23 protein-coding genes and 1 tRNA gene are annotated in these 20,352 nt (G+C 35.6%); 8 read left to right on the top strand and 16 right to left on the bottom strand.

Annotated features, from left to right (window positions below; all coding sequences use genetic code 11):
- Positions 1 to 69 precede the first annotated feature (69 nt).
- Positions 70 to 591 (top strand): adenine phosphoribosyltransferase, encoded by a 522-nt coding sequence (locus tag ACTF48_RS05350; protein WP_438962114.1) that lies wholly within the window; start codon positions 70 to 72, stop codon positions 589 to 591.
- Positions 592 to 795: 204 nt separating this feature from the next.
- Here the strand turns inward: ACTF48_RS05350 and ACTF48_RS05345 are convergent.
- Together ACTF48_RS05345 and bshB1 are read right to left on the bottom strand one after the other, a co-directional pair.
- Positions 796 to 871, bottom strand: a tRNA-His gene (locus ACTF48_RS05345).
- Positions 872 to 978: 107 nt separating this feature from the next.
- Positions 979 to 1,707, bottom strand: a complete 729-nt coding sequence (gene bshB1, locus ACTF48_RS05340) for a bacillithiol biosynthesis deacetylase BshB1 (RefSeq protein ID WP_438962113.1) — start codon at positions 1,705 to 1,707, stop codon at positions 979 to 981.
- Between the two features lie 301 nt (positions 1,708 to 2,008).
- Between bshB1 and hutI the strand changes: the two genes are divergently transcribed.
- The 3 genes from hutI to ACTF48_RS05325 all read left to right on the top strand — a co-directional run bounded on the left by hutI (position 2,009) and on the right by ACTF48_RS05325 (position 4,767).
- Positions 2,009 to 3,250: an imidazolonepropionase gene (gene hutI, locus ACTF48_RS05335; RefSeq protein WP_438962112.1), complete on the top strand. Its 1,242-nt coding sequence runs from the start codon at positions 2,009 to 2,011 to the stop codon at positions 3,248 to 3,250.
- Positions 3,251 to 3,252: 2 nt separating this feature from the next.
- Entirely contained in the window at positions 3,253 to 3,630 is a 378-nt protein-coding gene (locus ACTF48_RS05330) for a VOC family protein (RefSeq protein ID WP_438962111.1), read from the top strand.
- Positions 3,631 to 3,759: 129 nt separating this feature from the next.
- Complete coding sequence (locus ACTF48_RS05325; RefSeq protein WP_438962110.1) at positions 3,760 to 4,767, top strand: formimidoylglutamase; 1,008 nt, start codon at positions 3,760 to 3,762, stop codon at positions 4,765 to 4,767.
- Between the two features lie 124 nt (positions 4,768 to 4,891).
- On the opposite strand, the gene ACTF48_RS05320 is transcribed toward ACTF48_RS05325, so the two are convergent.
- The 7 genes from ACTF48_RS05320 to ACTF48_RS05290 all read right to left on the bottom strand — a co-directional run bounded on the left by ACTF48_RS05320 (position 4,892) and on the right by ACTF48_RS05290 (position 9,964).
- Positions 4,892 to 5,293 carry a DUF2306 domain-containing protein gene (locus tag ACTF48_RS05320; protein ID WP_438962109.1) on the bottom strand — a complete coding sequence of 134 codons (402 nt, stop codon included), beginning with the start codon at positions 5,291 to 5,293 and terminating at the stop codon, positions 4,892 to 4,894.
- A 162-nt stretch (positions 5,294 to 5,455) separates the two neighbouring features.
- Positions 5,456 to 7,675 (bottom strand): NADP-dependent isocitrate dehydrogenase, encoded by a 2,220-nt coding sequence (locus tag ACTF48_RS05315; RefSeq protein WP_438962108.1) that lies wholly within the window; start codon positions 7,673 to 7,675, stop codon positions 5,456 to 5,458.
- Positions 7,676 to 7,868: 193 nt separating this feature from the next.
- A complete protein-coding gene (gene rplS / locus ACTF48_RS05310) occupies positions 7,869 to 8,222 on the bottom strand; it encodes a 50S ribosomal protein L19 (RefSeq protein WP_438962107.1) in 354 nt (117 codons plus the stop codon).
- A gap of 142 nt (positions 8,223 to 8,364) precedes the next feature.
- The gene (locus ACTF48_RS05305; RefSeq protein WP_438962106.1) at positions 8,365 to 8,724 is read right to left on the bottom strand and encodes a T9SS type A sorting domain-containing protein; all 360 of its coding nucleotides are present in this window, start codon (positions 8,722 to 8,724) and stop codon (positions 8,365 to 8,367) included.
- Between the two features lie 49 nt (positions 8,725 to 8,773).
- The gene (gene trmD / locus ACTF48_RS05300) at positions 8,774 to 9,454 is read right to left on the bottom strand and encodes a tRNA (guanosine(37)-N1)-methyltransferase TrmD (RefSeq protein WP_438962105.1); all 681 of its coding nucleotides are present in this window, start codon (positions 9,452 to 9,454) and stop codon (positions 8,774 to 8,776) included.
- A 65-nt stretch (positions 9,455 to 9,519) separates the two neighbouring features.
- Positions 9,520 to 9,648, bottom strand: coding sequence for a hypothetical protein (locus tag ACTF48_RS05295; RefSeq protein ID WP_438962104.1), 129 nt, complete (start codon positions 9,646 to 9,648; stop codon positions 9,520 to 9,522).
- A 1-nt stretch (position 9,649) separates the two neighbouring features.
- Positions 9,650 to 9,964 (bottom strand): YbjQ family protein, encoded by a 315-nt coding sequence (locus ACTF48_RS05290; protein ID WP_438962103.1) that lies wholly within the window; start codon positions 9,962 to 9,964, stop codon positions 9,650 to 9,652.
- 40 nt (positions 9,965 to 10,004) lie between these two features.
- On the opposite strand from ACTF48_RS05290, the gene ACTF48_RS05285 reads away from it, so the two are divergent.
- Together ACTF48_RS05285 and ACTF48_RS05280 are read left to right on the top strand one after the other, a co-directional pair.
- Positions 10,005 to 10,994 (top strand): DUF6588 family protein, encoded by a 990-nt coding sequence (locus ACTF48_RS05285; RefSeq protein WP_438962102.1) that lies wholly within the window; start codon positions 10,005 to 10,007, stop codon positions 10,992 to 10,994.
- A 56-nt stretch (positions 10,995 to 11,050) separates the two neighbouring features.
- Positions 11,051 to 11,431, top strand: a complete 381-nt coding sequence (locus tag ACTF48_RS05280; RefSeq protein ID WP_438962101.1) for a hypothetical protein — start codon at positions 11,051 to 11,053, stop codon at positions 11,429 to 11,431.
- Between the two features lie 78 nt (positions 11,432 to 11,509).
- On the opposite strand, the gene rplT is transcribed toward ACTF48_RS05280, so the two are convergent.
- The 6 genes from rplT to ACTF48_RS05250 all read right to left on the bottom strand — a co-directional run bounded on the left by rplT (position 11,510) and on the right by ACTF48_RS05250 (position 15,564).
- Positions 11,510 to 11,854, bottom strand: coding sequence for a 50S ribosomal protein L20 (rplT, locus tag ACTF48_RS05275; protein ID WP_438962100.1), 345 nt, complete (start codon positions 11,852 to 11,854; stop codon positions 11,510 to 11,512).
- A gap of 104 nt (positions 11,855 to 11,958) precedes the next feature.
- The gene (rpmI, locus tag ACTF48_RS05270; protein WP_438962099.1) at positions 11,959 to 12,156 is read right to left on the bottom strand and encodes a 50S ribosomal protein L35; all 198 of its coding nucleotides are present in this window, start codon (positions 12,154 to 12,156) and stop codon (positions 11,959 to 11,961) included.
- A 103-nt stretch (positions 12,157 to 12,259) separates the two neighbouring features.
- Positions 12,260 to 12,775: a translation initiation factor IF-3 gene (infC, locus tag ACTF48_RS05265; RefSeq protein WP_438962141.1), complete on the bottom strand. Its 516-nt coding sequence runs from the start codon at positions 12,773 to 12,775 to the stop codon at positions 12,260 to 12,262.
- A 73-nt stretch (positions 12,776 to 12,848) separates the two neighbouring features.
- Complete coding sequence (gene thrS / locus ACTF48_RS05260; RefSeq protein WP_438962098.1) at positions 12,849 to 14,795, bottom strand: threonine--tRNA ligase; 1,947 nt, start codon at positions 14,793 to 14,795, stop codon at positions 12,849 to 12,851.
- Between the two features lie 90 nt (positions 14,796 to 14,885).
- A complete protein-coding gene (locus ACTF48_RS05255; protein ID WP_438962097.1) occupies positions 14,886 to 15,101 on the bottom strand; it encodes a helix-turn-helix transcriptional regulator in 216 nt (71 codons plus the stop codon).
- Positions 15,091 to 15,564, bottom strand: a complete 474-nt coding sequence (locus ACTF48_RS05250; RefSeq protein WP_438962096.1) for a hypothetical protein — start codon at positions 15,562 to 15,564, stop codon at positions 15,091 to 15,093. The genes ACTF48_RS05255 and ACTF48_RS05250 overlap by 11 nt, the downstream gene beginning before the upstream one ends.
- A 250-nt stretch (positions 15,565 to 15,814) precedes the next feature.
- Here ACTF48_RS05250 and ACTF48_RS05245 point away from each other — a divergent pair, with 250 nt between their 5' ends.
- Entirely contained in the window at positions 15,815 to 16,174 is a 360-nt protein-coding gene (locus ACTF48_RS05245; protein ID WP_438962095.1) for a BlaI/MecI/CopY family transcriptional regulator, read from the top strand.
- A 1-nt stretch (position 16,175) separates the two neighbouring features.
- Positions 16,176 to 19,106: a M56 family metallopeptidase gene (locus ACTF48_RS05240; protein ID WP_438962094.1), complete on the top strand. Its 2,931-nt coding sequence runs from the start codon at positions 16,176 to 16,178 to the stop codon at positions 19,104 to 19,106.
- Positions 19,107 to 19,654: 548 nt separating this feature from the next.
- Here the strand turns inward: ACTF48_RS05240 and ACTF48_RS05235 are convergent.
- Positions 19,655 to 20,352 (bottom strand): HNH endonuclease (locus ACTF48_RS05235; protein WP_438962093.1); only part of this gene is annotated, 698 nt, incomplete at its 5' end.

Here is a 20,352-nt window from a genome sequence, read left to right as displayed (position 1 = left end):
AAGCTCACATAGTATAAGGTTTATCTCAAATTTACACATAAAATAAAAACAACTTCTTACATTTAGCTCATGAATAATGAATTTATAGCCACACTGGTTCACGATATTCCTGATTTTCCTAAAAAAGGAATCGTTTTCAAAGATATTTCTCCATTGTTAGCTTCCGCGAAAGCGAGGTCCATCACCACAGAATTACTGGTTAGAGATTTTAGAGCTCAAACCATAGATGTAGTTGTAGGGATAGAGTCTAGAGGATTCCTCTTCGGTATGTTACTAGCAGATGCTCTTCAAGCAAAGTTTGTAATGCTGCGCAAACCAGGTAAACTACCAGGCAAGCTCGCTACACAAGAATATGATCTGGAGTATGGTACAGATACATTAGAAGTTCAAGAAAGCGCTATTAGTCCTGGCGATAATGTATTGATCCATGATGACGTCCTAGCTACTGGAGGAACAGCCTTTGCGGCTGCTCAACTCGTTGAGAAAATAGGAGGTACCGTTGCTGGTTTTAATTTTGTGATTGAATTAGATTTTTTAAAAGGAAGAGATCTATTAAATAAGTACCCTATTACTTCGGTGTTACATTATTAAAGATCAGTTGATTATTAATACTCAAAGGACTATTTCATTGTTGTTTTAGGTATAACCACTGCCTTTTCTAAAGTGTGAATAATAAGCTTTCAAGAAATGAAAACAAATCGGTAATCAAAATTCTCATTTCACGAGGTAATAGGAATATATACTGTAGAAATTTATGGATATAAAAAAAGTCCCAGATTTCTCTAGGACTTTTAAGGGTGGAAGACGGGATTCGAACCCGCGACTTCCGGCACCACAAACCAGCGCTCTAACCAACTGAGCTACAACCACCATATCTATGTGAGTTTTATTAAAGTGGATCTCAAGAATTCAACCACTGCGCCGTTAAGCGGATGCAAATTTAATGCATTTCTTAATATTCAAAACACTTTTTAAAAATTATTTTAAATCAAATATATGATCCACTCCAGGATAACGTTCTGACTTGAATCCTTCAGCATGTTCTGTCCCTAAATATCTTCCTAAGTTAGCAGCTCGATATTTTATGGATTCAAAGAAGTTCTTATTACTTATAGGTGTTTCAGGCTCGTCTGAATTAGGATCATAGAATTGAGAACCATAAGCTGCAACAGATGCGATTTTAGTATCCATATAACCGCTTATATCTACTAAAAAGTCAGGTTCCATATCTTGCCATTGTATATAATGATATACGTGTTTAGGTCTCCACGATTCTTGAGGTATCCCATCGAGCGCTGTTTCTATCTTGCGCAACCCAGATAAAAAACAGCTCTTACTAGCTAGTTCAGAACCCATTCCATGATCTGGATGACGATCATAAAAAGCATTACACAGCACTATTTCTGGTCGGTATTTCCTTATGATTTTAATGATTTCCAGCTGGTGTTCTTCATCATTTGTAAAAAAACCATCACGAAAACCCAAGTTCTCTCGTACTGAAACGCCTAATATTTTTGCGGCCGCTGCGGCTTCTTGATCTCTAATTTCGGGTGTGCCTCTAGTGCCTAGTTCTCCTCTGGTTAGATCGAGAATACCGGTGATTTTTCCATTTGCGGCCTCTTTTGCTAGAACTCCAGAACAGCTCAATTCTACATCATCAGGATGCGCTCCTATAGCTAAAATATCAAGTTTTAAATTTTCTACCATATTGCAATTTTACGGCTTTTCTCAATGGCTTGCTCTATGTCTTCTATTAAAGTAGGCACTGTACCTGCATCGCGGTAATCATAAGAGGTGGATATATAAAGTGCAGCAGTAGCACCACCGTATTTTTTATCTTATAGAGTTCCAGTGTTACACAAATAGTGTTTGTAGATCGTTTTTAACGAGCCATAATCTGTTTTTAAAGCGGTTCAAGTTACCTAATTATTATGTTAAGTTTTTCTCAACTTAAAAGTCTCTTATGTAAAGGTTTTAACAAGCTTATTAAAAATATTATCTTCACGTTATGTCTATATTATTTACTCATATAAAAGAACTGGTTCAAGTGCGTGAGCATACTCAAGAACCATTAAGAGGTGCCGCTATGGATGAGACACCTTCTATTAAAAACGCTTATTTATTTGTAGAACATGGTTGTATCATAGATTATGGTTCTATGGATCAACTCCAGCCACATCCTGCCGAAGAGGTTTATAATTGCGAGGATCATATCATTACACCAGGATATGTAGATTCTCATACCCATTTAGTTTTTGCGGCTACAAGAGAAAAAGAATTTGAAGACCGTATCCACGGACTTAGCTATGAAGAGATCGCTGCTCGTGGCGGTGGTATTCTTAACAGTGCCGCAAAACTGGCGTCTATGAGTGAAGAAGATTTATTTAATCAAGCACAACAGCGATTAAATGATCTTATGGCAATGGGAACCACATCTATAGAGGTGAAAAGCGGTTATGGATTAAGTGTAGAGAGTGAGCTCAAAATTTTAAGAGTCGTAAATAGACTTCAAGAGAAAAATCATATTCCTATTAAAGCGACTTTTCTAGGTGCTCATGCTATTCCATTAACTTATAAAGAAGATCGCGATGGTTATCTTAAACTCATTATAGAAGAGATGCTACCAGCGATTGCAAAAGAACAACTAGCCGATTATATAGATGTTTTTTGCGAGAAAAATTACTTTACTGTGGATGAGATGTTGCGAGTTATAGAAGCTGGTAGTGCTTATGGATTAAAGGCCAAAGTTCATGTAAATCAGTTTAATGCGATAGGAGCCATCGAGGCTGCTGTAAAAGCTGGTGCAGTAAGTGTAGATCACCTAGAGGTAATGACTGCTGTAGATTATGAGGCACTAGCGGCATCGAGTACCATTGCTACGGGACTACCTAGTTGCTCTTTTTTTCTAGGACTGGATTATGCGCCCATGAATGAAATGATCGATCAAAACATAGCTGTAGCACTTGCCACAGATTATAATCCCGGAAGTACACCATCTGGAAATATGAATTTTGTGTTTTCCCTGGCTTGTATAAAAATGAAAATGACGCCACAACGCGCTTTTAATGCCTTAACAGTTAATGCTGCTCATGCTATGGGATTACAAGATGAAGTAGGTAGTATTACTAAAGGAAAACGAGCTAACTTGTTGTTCTTTAAAAATATTGACTCGATCGCTGCGGTGCCTTATAATTTTGGTAATTCTATCATAGATAAAGTATTTGTGAATGGATATGATATAAATAACTAGTCATGAATCTCAATCAAGTCACCATACCATCATTAGACTTAACGCGATCCATTCCGTTTTATGAGAAACTTGGCTTGAAATTGATTGTAAAATCGTTGCCTTATTATGCTAGGTTTAAATGTCCAGATGGAAATTCAACTTTTTCTATTCATCAAACAGATAAACTACCGGTAGGAGATGGTATTTATGTTTATTTTGAGTGTAAATATTTAGACGATAAAGTTGAGGAATTGCTGAGTTCAGGAATTGAATTCACTCTTAGACCTACAGACCAGACCTGGCTATGGCGTGAGGCCAGATTGAAAGACCTAGATGGGAATCAAATTATTCTTTTCCATGCCGGTGAGAATAGATTAAATCCGCCTTGGAGAATTAATTAAAATGAATAATGGTCATGAGCCGTTTCAAGTGGAACAGTGCTCTGTAAAAGTATCTTTTATATAAGAAAAAATCATTTACAAATAACCATCTTACCGTTTCCTTAAAGGTAGAACTTATAAACCTAACACATGAACCATTTCAATTTTTTAACTCGTCAAGATTTGTTGAAGTATTATAGTGAACGACTTTCCATAGAAGATTCTTCAGGAATTGAACTAGAAGACGATTCAAAAACCTTTGCTCATGCCGTAGCAACTTGTTCTAGCATAGAAGAACTTAAAAAATCTACAGCCGATTATGTTCTGATAGGAATTCCAGAAGACATAGGAGTACGAGCAAACTTTGGTAGAGCAGGTGCAGCTGGAGCATGGAGTGCTTTTTTAGGAGCTTTTCTCAACTTACAACATCATGAGGATAATGATGCTGGCCGTTTTTGTGTGCTCGGTAATGTAATAGTAGATGATCTCATGAACGCTTGTGAATCCTTACACGCCGCTCATCATGATCAAAGAATACAATTAAGCAAAGCGGTTGAGAAATTAGACGGTCGAGTTACCATCGTTATAAAGGAAATTATAGCAACAGGAAAAATACCAGTGATTATAGGTGGTGGACATAATAACTGTTATCCTATTTTAAGAGCCTTTAATGGAATAGCCGCCATAAATATAGATGCTCATACAGATTTGCGTACTGCTAGTGGAAGACATAGTGGTAACGGTTTTTCTCACGCTATAGAACAAGGCTATTTGCGTAACTATTATATGATAGGCTTACAAGAAAATTATTTGAGCCAGCCCATGAAACGTTTACTACATGATGATTTGAGGTTAGCATATTCGAAATATCAATATGATTATACTAATGTTACAGAAGAGGTGCAAAAAGCAATAAATCATGTTGATTCTGCAAATTATGGTTTAGAAATAGATATGGACGTGGTTGCAAACTTTCCTTCCAGTGCTCAATCACCTACAGGCATAACTATGGAGCGATTGCGCAAAACGGTTAAAGAAATTCTAGAGATGAGCGATGAGCTACCACAGTATATTCATATTTGTGAAGCGGCACCCGTTTATGGTTACCCTAATCAAGTAGGTAAAGCGCTGGCACATCTAGTAAACGATTTGCCATAGCCTTAAATGGAGCTGCATCATGCCATTTGTTTTTTGTCTAATTGTCTTAATAAAGAGACTTAAAGCTGTATAGATATATGATATGCTGTGTATCACGCTTTCGCGAAAGCGTTTTCAAAATATGTTACCCAAAAAATACACCATGCAAATATCTTCCTGGAACTAATGTAAAACCACCTGCAATCATTATGGCGCCTACGTAGAGCAGCACCATTTTAATTTTATGCTTTTTTATTTGTCCTTTTTTTACAGCAATAAGCGCCGTAGGAATGCTGTATAGTGTTAGTAAGCTAAATAAATGAATCCATCCAAAATGTTTTAAGAATTGTGGTCCCACTAAGGCAGGAAGAAATAAAGAAAGGATGGCAGTGAACATCATTAAAGTCATATATACCTTACCGAGCACTTTATGTAAGTTGTTCCCTTTTCTAAAGAGTAGGAGATAAGCACCTAAAAATATACAAGGAACTACAGTTTCTAAATGCAGGTACATTAAAATAGTATATGACGTGCTGTATAGTGACATGATTTTGATTTTTATTAAAGATAGGTATGGTTGAACTTGTCACCTTTCTATTCTTTACTCAATGGTAGTATAGGAGTGCTGAATCGTAAAAAAAAATCCCGATTGTAAAACAATCAGGATTTTAAACAGAAATATTGGACTATTTAATTGTTGTTTTTGATATTATCCTATTATCGCATTAAGGGTTTCACTAGGTCTCATCGCTTTTTCTTCTTTGGCAGGATCTGCTTTATAGTAGCCGCCTATGTCCATAGATGTTCCTTGAACAGCGATAAGCTCATCGTTAATTTTTGCTTCATTATCTGCCAGTTGTTTTGCAACGGTAGCAAACTCTGTTGCTAGCATATCATCTTTAGTTTGATTTGCAAGCTCTTGAGCCCAGTACAGAGCAAGGTAATAGTGGGATCCACGATTATCTAACTCATTTACCTTACGAGATGGAGATTTACGATTTAACAAGAATTTTTCTGTAGCTTTATCCAAAGCATCGGCTATGGTTTGTGCTTTAGTATTATCATACTTTACAGCAAAATGTTCTAGAGATACAGCAAGTGCTAGAAACTCTCCTAGAGAATCCCATCTTAAGTGGTTTTCCTGTTCAAATTGTTGAACATGTTTAGGAGCACTACCACCAGCACCGGTTTCAAATAATCCACCACCATTCATTAATGGTACGATAGATAACATCTTTGCACTTGTTCCTACTTCAAGAATAGGGAAGAGGTCTGTGTTATAATCACGCAATACGTTTCCTGTTACAGAGATAGTGTCTTTTCCATCTTTCATGCGACGCAATGTGCGCTCTGTAGCCTCAATAGGCGAAGCAATAGAGATATCTAATCCAGTAGTATCATGATCTTTAAGGTAAAGATTTACTTTTTCAATAATTTGTGCATCGTGTGCACGGTTTTTATCTAACCAAAAAATGGCTGGAGTCTGGCTTGCACGAGCGCGAGTTACTGCGAGTTTTACCCAGTCTTGAACAGGTGCATCTTTAGTTTGGCAAGCTCTCCATATATCACCAGCTTGAACAGTGTGTTCTAAATGTACCGTACCATCAGTATCTACTACTTGTACTTTTCCTGCTGTCTGTACTTCAAAGGTTTTATCATGGGAACCATATTCTTCAGCTTTTTGAGCCATAAGACCTACATTAGGAACAGTACCCATAGTGGTAGGGTCAAAAGCTCCATTCTTTTTACAGAATTCTATGGTTGCGTCATAAATACCAGCATAAGAGCTGTCTGGACTAACGGCTTTAGTGTCTTGGGATTTCCCGTCTTTATTCCACATCTGACCAGAGTTTCTAATCATAGCCGGCATAGAGGCATCTATAATAACATCACTAGGAACGTGTAGATTAGTTATTCCGTGATCACTATTTACCATGGCTAGATCTGGACGGTGATCCATTACTTGATCTATAGCGTTTTGAATTTCTTTTCTTTTATTTTCTGGTAGATCTTTTAACTTACTCAATAAATCACCGAAACCATTATTTACATCTACACCTAGTTGATCAAAGTCTGCTTGGTATTTATCAAAAACGGGTTTGAAGAAAGTGCGTACTGCATGACCGAAAATAATAGGGTCAGAAACCTTCATCATAGTAGCTTTCATGTGTAAAGAGAAAAGTACATTTTTTTCACGAGCGTCTACCATTTGATTTTCTAAGAAATCAAGTAATGTGGCTTTACTCATGTAAGTTGCGTCTAGTATTTCTCCTTTTAGTAGAGCTAAGTTTTCTTTTAGAACATGAGTCTTACCATCTTGATCTACTAATTGAATATGAACAGTCACGTCTTTATCTGTGGTAAAGCTTTTCTCGTTATGAGCAAAGTCACCTTGGGTCATAGTAGAAACATGAGATTTTGAATCGTTACTCCATGCTCCCATGCTATGTGGATTATTGCGCGCATACATTTTTACGGGTTTAGGAGCTCTACGGTCAGAGTTACCTTCACGCAATACTGGGTTTACAGCGCTACCCTTAATTTTATCATAGCGTTGTTTAGCGTCTTTTTCTTCGTCAGTTTGAGGATCTTCAGGATATTCAGGTATGTTGTATCCTTTGGCCTGTAATTCCTTAATGGCATCATTAAGTTGAGGTATGGATGCGCTTATGTTAGGTAGTTTAATAACATTTGCCTCAGGCTTTTTTACTAACTCACCTAACTCTGCCAGTGCATTTTCTTCTTGTTGACTTGCTTCCAGGCGATCGTTAAAAGATGATAAGATACGTGCGGCTAGTGATATGTCTTTAGTTACTATGTCTATGCCAGCTGGAGCAATGAATTTTTTTACGATAGGTAAAAAAGAAGCTGTGGCTAGCGCAGGAGCTTCATCTGTTTTTGTATAAATGATAGTAGGTTTATCAGACATGTATTGAGTTTTATGTATTAGTAATAAATTATTCTAAAAATTAGATTTAAAGAAGTCTCACAAATATAATATTTACAGAGCTTATTTAAAATCTTATTGGTATAAGAGGTGAAAATGATTTTAAGATTTTCATGTTAGTGTATAAAAAAAGCTGCCTAAAAAGGCAGCTTTTAAAATTGTATAAGAAGATAGATTATTTTCTACGAGCTTCTTTGATACGAGCTTTCTTACCAGTAAGCTCACGGAAGTAGTAGATACGCTTTCTACGTACAGATCCTGCTTTATTTAATTCAATTTTTTGAATTGCTGGAAGATTGATAGGGAAGATACGCTCTACACCTATGTTTCCACTCATTTTTCTAATTGTAAATGTCTTTGTAGCTCCAGTTCCTCTAACTTGGATTACTACACCACGGAAAAACTGAGTACGACTCTTTTCTCCTTCTTTAATTTCATAAAATACAGTAATGGTGTCACCAGCGCTGAACTTAGGGAAATCTTTTTTTTCTATAAATTCGTCTTGAACGAACTTTACTAAATGTTCCATAATAAATTGGAATTAAATGTTTTTACTAAAAAGCAACATACACGATTATCGTCAGAGGTTATTTTTTACAGACGGCAAAAGTACAAACTTCTTCAATTCCAACAAAATAAATATAAAAAAATAAAAAGTAAACTTAAATGTTTTACTGTATGATCAGTTTTTTTACAATACTCTGATCATCACTTGAAATACGTAAGAAATAAATTCCAGCAGCAAGTTTAGATACATCAAAGTTCATGACTTGCTTGTTAACGGCGCTTTTTACTGTAAAAACTTGCTCGCCTAATGAGTTAATGATGGTTACAGCCACATTTGTGGTGTTAGTTTTATTTACTCGTAGTTTTAAAACACCATTCTTTACAGGATTAGTAAGTAATGTAAATTCATCTTCTGTGTCTAGATCTATATTCTCTAGAATTACCACGTTATGATTAACTGGCGCAGCAATCATTGCTGGGCTAGTAATGGTCATAATGAATAAGAAGAGTATAAAATGTTTCATGACTTAGTAATACAGCAGTAAAGTTAAACTTTTAAATGAATAAGAAAAGTTAAATATCGTTTAAAAGATCAGGTCTTCTTGCTTTAGTGCGTTCCAGCGCCTGTTCTTCACGCCATAAGTCTATAGCAGGCAAGTTGCCACTTAATAGGATTTCAGGTACTTTGTGACCTTTATAGTCTGCTGGTCTGGTGTACACCGGTGGTGCTAGTAATCCGTCTTGAAAACTATCTGTTAATGCGCTAGTCTCATCACTAATCACTCCAGGTATTAATCTTATGATAGAATCACATAAAACAGCTGCACCTAACTCGCCGCCACTTAATACATAATCTCCTATGGATATTTCTCTAGTGACATATAAATCTCTTACGCGTTGATCTACTCCTTTATAATGACCGCATATAATCATTAAATTTTCTTTGAGTGAGATGTGATTTGCGATGCCTTGATTTAAGGTTTCACCGTCTGGTGTCATATAGATAATTTCATCATAATATCTTTTTGTTTTTAATTCTGAGATCATTTTATCAAGGGGTTCTATCATCATTACCATTCCTGCGCCACCACCATATTGATAATCATCTACTTGATTGTACTTGTTAAGACCATACCTTCTTAAATCGTGCATGTGTACTTCTACCAGATTCTTTTCAATGGCTCTTTTTAATATGGAGGCTTCAAAGGGACTTTTTATGAGTTCTGGTAAAAGAGTGATGATATCTATGCGCACAATGTCTAAATTTTATAATGCAAAAATAAGCTTATTCCTTAGTTCAATAATGGAGCCAACTCATTTTACCAGTCGCGTTCTTCAAAACCTTCGTTTCCTTTGTTTTCTAATCGTTTAACAATGAGGTAAATGGTTATTCCCACGCAGGTCATTATTCCTAGGCCATATAAGAGCATGATAAAAAGGGCTATCATATCACTTAAGTTTGACCGCAGTACCATAAGCAAGTATTTCGCTCGCTCCTTGCATAACCATTGAAGAGGTAAGTCGTATATTAATTACAGCATCTGCACCTAATCTTCTGGCATCATCTACCATGCGTTGCATCGCTTGATCTCTGGAATGGGCTTGTAGTTTTGTGTATTCGTCGATTTCTCCACCTACTAGATTCTTTAATCCAGCAAATATATCGCTACCTACATTACGTGCTCTTACGGTACTACCTCTAGCGACACCTAGAATAGCGCCTATTTCTTGTCCTGGAATAAAATCTGTTGTTGTAACTATCATAATACGTTTTTAATTATTTTCACGGTCTTTAATCAACCATATGAAATTTAAAGTTACTATAATTTGTTGTTTTCTCGCTTTCGCGAAAGCGGAATTCTCAAAATCCCAGAATGATCTAGGGAATGTTCTTACTGATATGTTGCTTATTACTGATCGATACGTACAGCCTGCTGCAGAGGCGTCTGTAATGCAATCTAGCGCAGGATGGTATACTAGTGCTCGATCACTAGATACATTTAAAGTCACTGTAGGGTTGCATGGAAACGCTCTGGTATTTCCAGAAAATAAAAAGAACTTTAGTATCGATAATTCAGAACTACTCAATTTAAGGATAAGAGACGGACAGGCTGCTTCTATCCCTACAACTCTAGGTGGTGAACAGCGCACTTTTTTTGACTTCACGCTAGATGGTGAAAGTTATGAATTTCAGGCTTTTGAAGGTGTGGATACAGGTTTTTTAGCATATCCCTTTTTGCAAGTAGGTGTAGGGTTGTGGCAGGAAACTGAGCTGGTTTTAAGATACTCACCAAACATAAAAATTGATAAGTCTAATTATGCGATTTATGGAGTAGGAGTGAAGCATAACCTTGCTCAGTACTTTTTTAAAGAAGAACGTCCAGTGGAAATTGCTTTTTTAACGAGTTACTCTTTATTTGATTTGAATCTATTCTTTGACACCTATGAGCTGCGATCTAATGAAAATGCGCAGCCTCTTGCTGTAATTGATGGCTCTCTAGTAGATGCTCATGCCGTTTTATTTCAGGTGATTGCGAGTAAGAATTATGATAAATGGACCTTTAACACGGCGCTCGCTTATAACCGCAGCTGGATCGATTACAAATTAATGGGTGATGATGGTATATTCTTGCGCACCTTAAACGAGGTTCTTGAGATTCTCAGTGAGACGCAGGAAAGTTATAAAGTAGATCTAGGTGCAACTTATCATTTTACTAACTGGGACTTAACGACACAGTTAAGTGCTGGTAATTTTATAAACCTTAATATAGGAGGCGTTTATAGATTGAATTAAAACTTTCTTAGGTGTAAAATTTGGGTATGTGATAGATGGAAATATGTAAATAAAGTATGAATATTAATATAATGCTGTTTTCTAGTGGTGTGATTTGTGCTATTGTAGTTTATGTAATCGCTCATTTTAGTGTTAAGTATATGCCTAAAAAGCGCCATTATATGTATATGAATAATGTGCCTAAGGCTGCAAGACAGTCAGATGAGGCTTATCGTTTATGGAATATTACTTTTGCAAAGCAGCTTAAAAAGCATTGCTGGGTTTATGGAATAGGAGTAATAGTTTCCTTTTTTATACCACCTTTCTATGCTGTTGATTCTGCTAGTAAAGAGCTATGGACTGTTGTGACGGTGATGGTGTTAACTATACTTATAGTGATGAATATAGCTATAGCTTATTTTAAATCTCTTAAAATACTGGAGGAGACGCTGTTTTAGTGTCTGATATGAGTGTATAAAAAAAATCCCATCATTGCTGATGGGATTTTCTATTTGCGAGAGGTGGTTACACCTTAATTATTTTACTTTGTTTACTACAGCTTCAAAAGCTTCTGGGTGATTCATTGCTAAGTCTGCAAGAACTTTACGATTTAACTCGATGTCATTCTTCTTAACAGCTCCCATAAACTGTGAGTAGCTCATTCCATGCATGCGCGCACCAGCATTGATACGTGTGATCCATAGGGCACGGAACGTTCTTTTCTTATTTCTTCTATCGCGGTAAGAGTAAGACATCGCTTTCTCTACTGCGTTTTTTGCTACTGTCCATACGTTTTTGCGACGTCCGAAGTAACCTTTTGCTTGTTTAAGCACTTTTTTTCTACGAGCTCTGCTCGCTACTCTGTTTTTTGCTCTAGGCATAATTTTAATTTTTTAGTAGGAGGCGATTCTTTAATGAATTCTTGATAAGCCTTTCTACTGGGTTATTTATTAATTAATAAACCATCAAGGTTTACAGCAGTGTCTTATTTAAGACGCATTTGTAACTTGATATTGTCTTCATCTGCTTTGTGCACAAGTCCTGAGTGCGTTAAAGCTAGTTTACGCTTCTTACTTTTTTTAGTAAGGATGTGACTCTTAAAAGCGTGCTTTCTTTTAATCTTACCAGTACCAGTAAGCTTGAAACGCTTCTTAGCACTAGATTTAGTTTTCATTTTAGGCATAATTTCCTTTTTTAATTCTCGCATTCTCAGCCTGCTGGCTGTAATATGTAAAAACAGCCCTCATTTTGAGGACTGCAAAAATACTATTTTTATTGATATCTACCTATTTTTTCTTAGGGGCAAGAAACATATTCATGCGTTTTCCTTCTAGTTTAGGCATTTGCTCTACTTTACCTAGTTCTTCTAGGTCTTGAGCAAGTCTTAATAATAGAATTTCACCTTGATCTTTATAGATAATAGAACGTCCTTTAAAGAAAACATAAGCTTTTAATTTTGCTCCTTCTTTAAGGAATTTTTCAGCGTGCTTTCTTTTAAACTCGTAATCGTGATCATCAGTATTAGGTCCGAAACGAATTTCCTTGATGACTACTTTTGAGGCGTTAGCCTTCATCACCTTTTCACGTTTCTTCTGTTCATAGACAAACTTTTTGTAGTCCATGATTTTTGCTACCGGCGGATCTGCTTTAGGTGAAATCTCTACAAGGTCTAATTCCATCTCACGGGCTTTGGCAAGCGCATCGCGAGTGTCTATAACTTGTGGTTCAACTCCTTCACCTACTAGGCGTACTTTTCTGGCACGTATTTTTTCATTAATTGCGTGCTTGTCTTCCTTGATAATTCGAGCCGGTCCGCGGCTTCTGCGTCTTCTTATTGCTATGGCTATATAATTTTAACCCGACTACTCGGGTATGTTAAACTTCAAATGTTTTTATGGTAGAGGCAACTTCGTCTTTAATATGTTGGCTAAAAGCTTCAACACTCATACTTCCTAAATCATCTCCACCATGTTTACGTACAGAAATTGTGCCGTCTTTTTCTTCTTGTTCTCCTACTATGAGCATGTAAGGTAATTTGTTCATCTCTGCCTCACGTATTTTTTTACCCATAGTCTCGGCACGATTATCGATCGTAGTGCGAATTTCGTTAATTTCTAGCAAATTAGCCACTTGTTTAGCATAATTTTCATATTTCTCGCTGAGCGAGAGAATAGTACACTGCTCTGGCATCAACCACAGCGGGAAATTACCGCCTGTGTGCTCTAATAAAATAGCAATAAATCGCTCCATACTACCAAAGGGTGCTCTATGAATCATTACGGGTCTATGTGACTCATTATCAGTTCCTTTGTACCATAGGTCAAAGCGTTCTGGTAAATTGTAGTCTACTTGAATAGTTCCTAGTTGCCAGCTGCGACCTAGTGCATCTTTCACCATAAAGTCCAGTTTCGGACCATAAAAAGCAGCTTCGCCTTCTTCTATGATATAATCCAGTCCTTTATCTTTTGCGGCACTAATAATTGCATTTTCAGCAATTTCCCAGTTTTTAGTGTCGCCTATATATTTTTCTGGTTTTTTAGGATCGCGTATACTTACTTGAGCTGTAAAATTCTCAAAACCTAATGAACCGAAAACATAAAGTACTAAATCAATAACGGCTTTAAATTCTTTATCCAGTTGTTCTGGCATACAGAATATGTGTGCATCATCTTGAGTAAAACCTCTTACACGTGTTAAACCGTGTAGTTCTCCACTTTGTTCATAACGGTACACGGTACCAAACTCTGCAAAGCGTTTCGGTAAATCTCTATAGGACCATTGTGCACTTTTATATATTTCACAGTGGTGTGGACAGTTCATAGGTTTTAATAAAAACTCTTCATCATCATTAGGAGTTTTTATAGGTTGGAAAGAATCTGCTCCGTATTTTTCATAGTGGCCTGAGGTTTCATACAGTTCCTTAGAACCTATATGTGGACTTACCACCATTTCATAACCAGCTTTTTTCTGTGCTGCTTTTAAGAAATTTTCTAATCGCTCACGTAAAGCAGCTCCTTTAGGTAGCCACAATGGCAATCCTTGACCTACACGTTGAGAGAAAGTGAATAACTGTAGCTCTTTACCTAATTTTCTATGATCGCGTTTTTTAGCTTCTTCAAGTAGTTCTAGGTATTCTTTTAAGTCCTTTTGTTTAGGGAAAGAAGTCCCATACATACGAGTAAGTTGAGGATTGTTCTCATCTCCACGCCAGTATGCACCGGCGATACTCATGATCTTAACAGCTTTTATAATTCCAGTGTTCGGAATATGACCACCACGACATAAATCTGTAAATGTGTCGTGATCACAAAAGGTGATCTCACCATCAGTAAGGTTTTCTATAAGCTCTACTTTAAAAGGATTGTTTTGGTCTTTATAGAATTTTAGGGCGTCGGCTTTAGAAACGCTACGCATGTTAAATTCATGCTTACCACGCGCTATTTCTAGCATGCGTGCTTCTATTTTAGGGATATCGTTTTCAGAGATCGCATGTTCTTTAAAATCGATATCATAATAAAAACCATTTTCGATAGCAGGTCCTATAGTAAGACTTACACCAGGGAAAAGCTCTTCTATAGCTTGTGCCATTACGTGTGATGTAGAGTGCCAGAACGCTTCTTTACCAGCGGCATCTTTAAAAGTATAAAGGACTAGACTACCATCTGTTTCTAGTGGGGTTTTTGTTTCTACCTTAGTATCGTTAAAGCTAGCGCTTATGACATTACGAGCAAGTCCGTGTGATATGCTCATGGCCACATCCATAGGAGTGGTGCCTTTTTCCATTTCTTTAATACTGCCGTCTGGCAATGTTATTTTAATCATAACTACAAAATATGAATCGACAAAGTTACACGCTTTAATGGTTTAAGCAACTTCTTAAAATGAAAGAAATTTAAAAAGATTTCATGGATGTTATTTTGAAGGATTCCAGTCCGTGTATTCTATTTGAAAAATATCTTGAACAGGAACTTGAAACACTTGCGCCATTTTAAGTGCTAGTAGTGTAGAGGGAACATACTTTCCTTTTTCAATGGTATTAATAGTCTGACGGCTTACCTGTATTTTATCGGCTAGGTCTTGTTGTGTATAATCATGTATGGCACGATATACTTTTAGTTTATTCTTCATCGCTAGCAGTTTTTAATCGATATTTCATCCATTGGAATCTAATGTAGAATACGATGAGAGGTGTGAAAATGTTTAATACTAGTACCTTAATGTAGGGCATGCCATAAATAAGAACTGAAACGATTATAAACAACGTATAATTAACATACAATGCCCATATTAAAGAACTTTTCCTGATTTCTTTAATTAGTTCATCTTCTATTTTTTCTTTAGAAAAGCACATTACAATCCCTGACATCACGGCAATTATTATTAAAATTTCATCTTGAATATTGTTGTATTCCCATGGACCTGGTACAATATCTGACAAAAAACCAGAAGAATTAGCTGGAGAAAATACAATGATTTCTAGAAATTCAAATCTCCATTCGTTTAATTCAGTAATGATTAAGGTAATAAAACTGAACCAAAATATAAGGGTTGCAAACATCTTATAACGATGCAGGAATAAATAATTTTTCATAAGAGTAGGTTTTATATCATTTTACAAATGTATGCTTTGTTTGAAGAAAAGTAAAATAAACTTTACTTAAAGTAATGTAAAGTATTCTTAAACTATTTATTTAGTTTCATAACTACGATAATAGTTTCATAACTAAAAAAATAGTTATAGATTTGAAACGCGATAAGGATAGAGGCAAGATACCGTGTATCGCCGATAGCCTGACCTAGCCAGAAAGGCTAGGGATCGCCCGAAAAAAAAATAAATGATTATGGAAAAATTAACCCAAAAAGAAGAAGAAATCATGCAAGTGCTATGGCGATTAGAAAAAGCATTTGTAAAAGAGATCGTGCCAGAACTATCTGGTACTAATCATTATAATACCGTTTCTACCATAGTACGCAAGCTTGAGGAAAAGGGTTATGTGGGTTATGAAGCTTTTGGTAAAACACATCGTTATCATCCACTGGTAGATAAAGAAGTCTATCGCAACACCTTTGTAAATAGTGCTATGACGCGATATTTTAATAACAGTTATAAAAATATGGTCTCGTTTTTTGCCAGTGAAGAAAAAATCTCTGCCTCAGACTTACGGGAGATTTTAGAAATGATTGAATCTAAAGAAAAGTAATATGGAAATTGTACTAGAATATGTTTTTAAGAGTGCCGGCGTGCTGAGCATCTTTGTGTTAGTATATCATTTTTTATTGCGCAGGCTCACTTTTTTTCAAGCAAACAGGTGGTTTTTGTGGTTAGGTATCATAGCATCCATAACGTTTCCTCTCATAGAAATTACTCAGGTCGTTTATGTGGAGCAACCGCCAGTAACTTATGATTATGCGCCGCAACAATTTGCCACGCCCATGGCTATGGTTCTTGAGCAACCAGCCTTACCAGTAGAAACCCCATTGGATTACGGGCAACTATTGATCTTTTTATATGCAGCTGTTGTTACCTTTTTTCTTGGTAAAATGGGTATAGAGCTCAGCTCGTTATACAGGCTGATCGCAAGTGGAAAGAAAGTGAAAAGGGGAAACTTTGTGATGGTTACGCTTTCGCGAAAGCTAACTCCATTCAGTTTTTTTAATTACATATGCTATAGTGAAGATGAGGAGCATAGTGCTGCTCTGGATATTATTCTAGATCACGAAAAAGTACACGCACGCCAGTGGCACAGTATGGACGTGCTGTTGAGTCATTTATATCGAGCGGTGTTTTGGGTGAATCCGCTGGCGTGGTGGTTGAAAAAGCAAATAGGAGAGAACCTAGAATTCATAGCCGATGCTGAGGCCAAAACGCATACCAAGTCAGGAATGAGTTATGAGCGTGCTTTATTGAGTAGTGCCGCGTTCCACTTGCAACCAGCGCTGGCAAATAATTTTTTCACACCATTCATTAAAAAACGCATCATCATGTTACAAAAAGAAGCCAGTGCTGGATGGAATATGTATAAATATGCGCTCATTTTACCAGTCATTGTGGTATTTCTATACAGTTTTAATGTCGTTACTGAGGTGGAGTATGTGGAGAACTCAAACGCTAAGTCTGAAATTGAGAAAAGTGATCAAAATGAAGAAGATGAACAACATGAAAACTCTTTTCACTTAAAAAATGTGAATTATGATGATGCACTGGTTTACATTAAAATCACATCAACGACTACTAAAGAAGAATTAGAAAAATATACAAAATCTTTAAAGGAAGATCATCATGTAGATTTAAAATTTAGCAAGCTCAGGTATAGAAAAGGTAAGCTTACTTCTATAAAAATGAGTTTAAATGATAATCGTGGTCATAAAACAGAACATATATTAAAAAATAATAAAGGTATCGATGATGTATGTTTGATAGGAGATGTAGAAGGTGATGACAGATTATGGAATTTCACTAATTGTAAAGATATTTCTAAGGCTATCTTATCTAAAGATGATACGTTTTATAAGGTTCCTTCTTCTTCTTCTTCTTCTTCTTCTGATATGGAGTTTATAGAATTACCCCAAGAAGATGTCATGACTTTAATTAAAGAAGAGTTTGATCGCACCATTAAACAAGAAAAAGTAAATTCACCACAAGCAAACTCTGTGAGAAGTAAGATTGCTCAACGTATGGGTAATGACACTGTTAAAATTTTTATTACTGCACCTGTAAAGTCCACTGTTACTAGTCAAAATGTGATCTACAGTTATGCTGTACCTGAATTCAAAAAACCAGAAAGAATCTCACAGGTAAAAAAGCCACTCGTTATTATAGATGGAATTATTAATGAAGATCCTCTTTATGAACAAAAAATTAATGACCATGATATAGAATCTGTAACTGTATTAAAAGATAAAAGCGCCACCACGCTATATGGTGATGCAGGAAAAAATGGAGTGGTCGTTATTGTTACTAAAAAAGGTCATGTCACTTTCTATAATGCGACTAAAAATAACAAAGCCTTTGTAATATCAAATGGTAAGAAGTACATTTTTGAAAAATCTACAATTCAAAAAATTGATACTTTATATATCAATAGAGGAAATGGTAGGTATCTTTTTAAAGTAGAAGGTGAAGCATCAAAACAATATAAAGGTATAGATCCGGCAGCTATAAATGGTGATCAAAAAAGCTACTTATTCCCTGAAGAAAAAGAAGAATTTAACGAGACTCAGTCTTTTTACATTCAAACTCCTAAAAGTAAAAACATAATATCAGGTACTCCACATTTTAAAAGTGCTAGGCCTGCTGTAAGATGGACTATAGGTGAATATGATGCTGTAAATGAAAACGATGACCCAAATGCGGTTTATCTATATGAAGATAAAATTATTAGTAGAGCAGAGTTTAATTCATTTAAAAAAGGAGCTATTTATAAAACTATAAAAATGGATCCTTCTTCTTCTGCACGTTTATTAAAAAATATTTATCCTTTAAAAGAAAGTCAATACTTGATCATTCTACGATTATCACCACTGGGTGATGCAGACTTTATTTTGAAAAAGGATAAAGAAATATTATATCAATTAAGCCCAGAAGAAAGAGATGTTATAAATGCTTATCAAGCTGAAGGCGAGAAGTATCAAGATGAGTTGAGAAACGCAGAAAAGGCAAACCTTATTTATGGTAAAAAAGTCCAAATCGATTCATTAAGAAATGTGAGTAAAGAACGTTTTAAGAACAGAAAAAATGAGCTCTTGTTAAAAAGGGATTTTGAATTTGCTACTAAGCCAAAGTTTAATGGAACATATAAAGTAAATAATAGAGTAAAATATCATTCACTAGACGCTGTTCAAATTATGTATTCATTACCTAGACAAGAATCTAAAGCGTTAAAACTTGAATACTATGATCGTGTTTTTATAAATGTGGATACACCAGACTCGCAATTAAATGCTTATGAGAATAGAATTAAAAAACTAGGTGTAGATTTTGAGTTTAAAACGGTAAAGCGCAATTCGTTAGGTCAGTTATTTAAAATAGGTTTTGTAATGGATGGCCGGAACTATAAAATAAGCAATTCTGATGGGATAGATGAAATTATCATTCATATTAATAATCGCGATGGCATAATTACCTATCAGTAAAACACATGTTATACCAAATTGAATTTATAAAGTTTTCATAGTTTTCTTTTTCACTTAAAATTATTTCCGTAGCATAAGGCTATGCAAAGAATTTTCAGCCTCAATTAAGCAAAAAATAATTCAATTTATATTAATGACATTATAAACACAAAATGGTAATAATGAGCCCTAAAAGCCTATCCTATTAAACGGGTAGGCTTTTTTTAATGATCTCAAAAAAAGGGAAGCCTACAAGGCGTTTTAGCTGGTACTCGCTTATTCTTTGGTTATTAAATTGTCTGAGTAAAAATACAGAAATTTTCTTACATCACAGCCTCACAATAAGCTTTTAAAACGTCTTATTCGCTTTATATGATGTTCTTGCCAGTTGTCCTGCGTAGGCGCAAAATGAACCAAGTAGACAATTGGCCAGAACGGTCTAGTATAAGAATAGTAGCGGATTTATACACACTAACTTTTCGGTTAAACACAGACCTTTTTTATATTTACTTACTTTCGTTTTAGCGATTAAACCGCTATTATTTTTATACATTGTTAGGCAACGTTTTTTATCTTTTCAGTAATTCGGTTCTATGATATTCTAAATATTCTTTTCGACCATCAACTGGCAAATGGCTAAATGTTTTTCCATCACTTATTCCCAATTTTGAATATGTCATTTTCGATAAGAAAGGTGATAAAATACTTTTCTTGTCGTCAGTAAAAGAAAGGAAACCTCTGTCAAACATAAAGTCGAAGGTTGGCGATAACATAAATCCATTTAATGGGTCGGTTTTCTCAAAATCGTTTGATTTCGCCCAAGGTTTGATATGACTTGCTATTAGCATTCTATCATCAGACACTAAAGTTATTGGGCAGAAAGGACATAATTTTAAAAGTTCCTCTCGATATTTTCCTTGACCAATTCGAGCTCTTGATAATACTTTCTTTTCTTCTGTATTTTCGAGTTCATCGATTTCTTGTTGCTCTTTTTCAATTGTGTAAGGATGCTGAACGTCTCCAAAATAGTCCGCAAATAGTCGGAAATAATAAAATACTTTACCATTGTTATCTAGTAATTTAACAGCTGAAATGTAAGTGATATTTGGTAGAGAAAGTTCTCGTATTAATTTATACGCTTTATCATTAGACTTTATATAAATCCTTGGTCCATCAATTTGAGTTTGTTCAGTAACCTCAAATTCAATTCGTTCAGGTAATTCACTAACTTTTTTAAGTCTTTCATTCCAAAGATTTGGAAGTATTT

Origin of the sequence: Nonlabens sp., from assembly GCF_965660805.1 — a bacterium.
Lineage (GTDB): Bacteria > Bacteroidota > Bacteroidia > Flavobacteriales > Flavobacteriaceae > Nonlabens.
This window is presented reverse-complemented; position numbering and strand designations above follow the sequence as displayed.

Bases quoted from the DNA above. Each gene is read 5' to 3' on its own strand.
- ACTF48_RS05350 (WP_438962114.1), top strand. From the start codon at position 70: ATGAATAATGAATTTATAGCCACACTGGTTCACGATATTCCTGATTTT.
- bshB1 (WP_438962113.1), bottom strand. From the start codon at position 1,707: ATGGTAGAAAATTTAAAACTTGATATTTTAGCTATAGGAGCGCATCCT.
- hutI (WP_438962112.1), top strand. From the start codon at position 2,009: ATGTCTATATTATTTACTCATATAAAAGAACTGGTTCAAGTGCGTGAG.
- ACTF48_RS05330 (WP_438962111.1), top strand. From the start codon at position 3,253: ATGAATCTCAATCAAGTCACCATACCATCATTAGACTTAACGCGATCC.
- ACTF48_RS05325 (WP_438962110.1), top strand. From the start codon at position 3,760: ATGAACCATTTCAATTTTTTAACTCGTCAAGATTTGTTGAAGTATTAT.
- ACTF48_RS05320 (WP_438962109.1), bottom strand. From the start codon at position 5,293: ATGTCACTATACAGCACGTCATATACTATTTTAATGTACCTGCATTTA.
- ACTF48_RS05315 (WP_438962108.1), bottom strand. From the start codon at position 7,675: ATGTCTGATAAACCTACTATCATTTATACAAAAACAGATGAAGCTCCT.
- rplS (WP_438962107.1), bottom strand. From the start codon at position 8,222: ATGGAACATTTAGTAAAGTTCGTTCAAGACGAATTTATAGAAAAAAAA.
- ACTF48_RS05305 (WP_438962106.1), bottom strand. From the start codon at position 8,724: ATGAAACATTTTATACTCTTCTTATTCATTATGACCATTACTAGCCCA.
- ACTF48_RS05295 (WP_438962104.1), bottom strand. From the start codon at position 9,648: ATGATAGCCCTTTTTATCATGCTCTTATATGGCCTAGGAATAATGACC.
- ACTF48_RS05290 (WP_438962103.1), bottom strand. From the start codon at position 9,964: ATGATAGTTACAACAACAGATTTTATTCCAGGACAAGAAATAGGCGCT.
- ACTF48_RS05285 (WP_438962102.1), top strand. From the start codon at position 10,005: ATGAAATTTAAAGTTACTATAATTTGTTGTTTTCTCGCTTTCGCGAAA.
- ACTF48_RS05280 (WP_438962101.1), top strand. From the start codon at position 11,051: ATGAATATTAATATAATGCTGTTTTCTAGTGGTGTGATTTGTGCTATT.
- rplT (WP_438962100.1), bottom strand. From the start codon at position 11,854: ATGCCTAGAGCAAAAAACAGAGTAGCGAGCAGAGCTCGTAGAAAAAAA.
- rpmI (WP_438962099.1), bottom strand. From the start codon at position 12,156: ATGCCTAAAATGAAAACTAAATCTAGTGCTAAGAAGCGTTTCAAGCTT.
- thrS (WP_438962098.1), bottom strand. From the start codon at position 14,795: ATGATTAAAATAACATTGCCAGACGGCAGTATTAAAGAAATGGAAAAA.
- ACTF48_RS05255 (WP_438962097.1), bottom strand. From the start codon at position 15,101: ATGAAGAATAAACTAAAAGTATATCGTGCCATACATGATTATACACAA.
- ACTF48_RS05250 (WP_438962096.1), bottom strand. From the start codon at position 15,564: ATGAAAAATTATTTATTCCTGCATCGTTATAAGATGTTTGCAACCCTT.
- ACTF48_RS05245 (WP_438962095.1), top strand. From the start codon at position 15,815: ATGGAAAAATTAACCCAAAAAGAAGAAGAAATCATGCAAGTGCTATGG.
- ACTF48_RS05240 (WP_438962094.1), top strand. From the start codon at position 16,176: ATGGAAATTGTACTAGAATATGTTTTTAAGAGTGCCGGCGTGCTGAGC.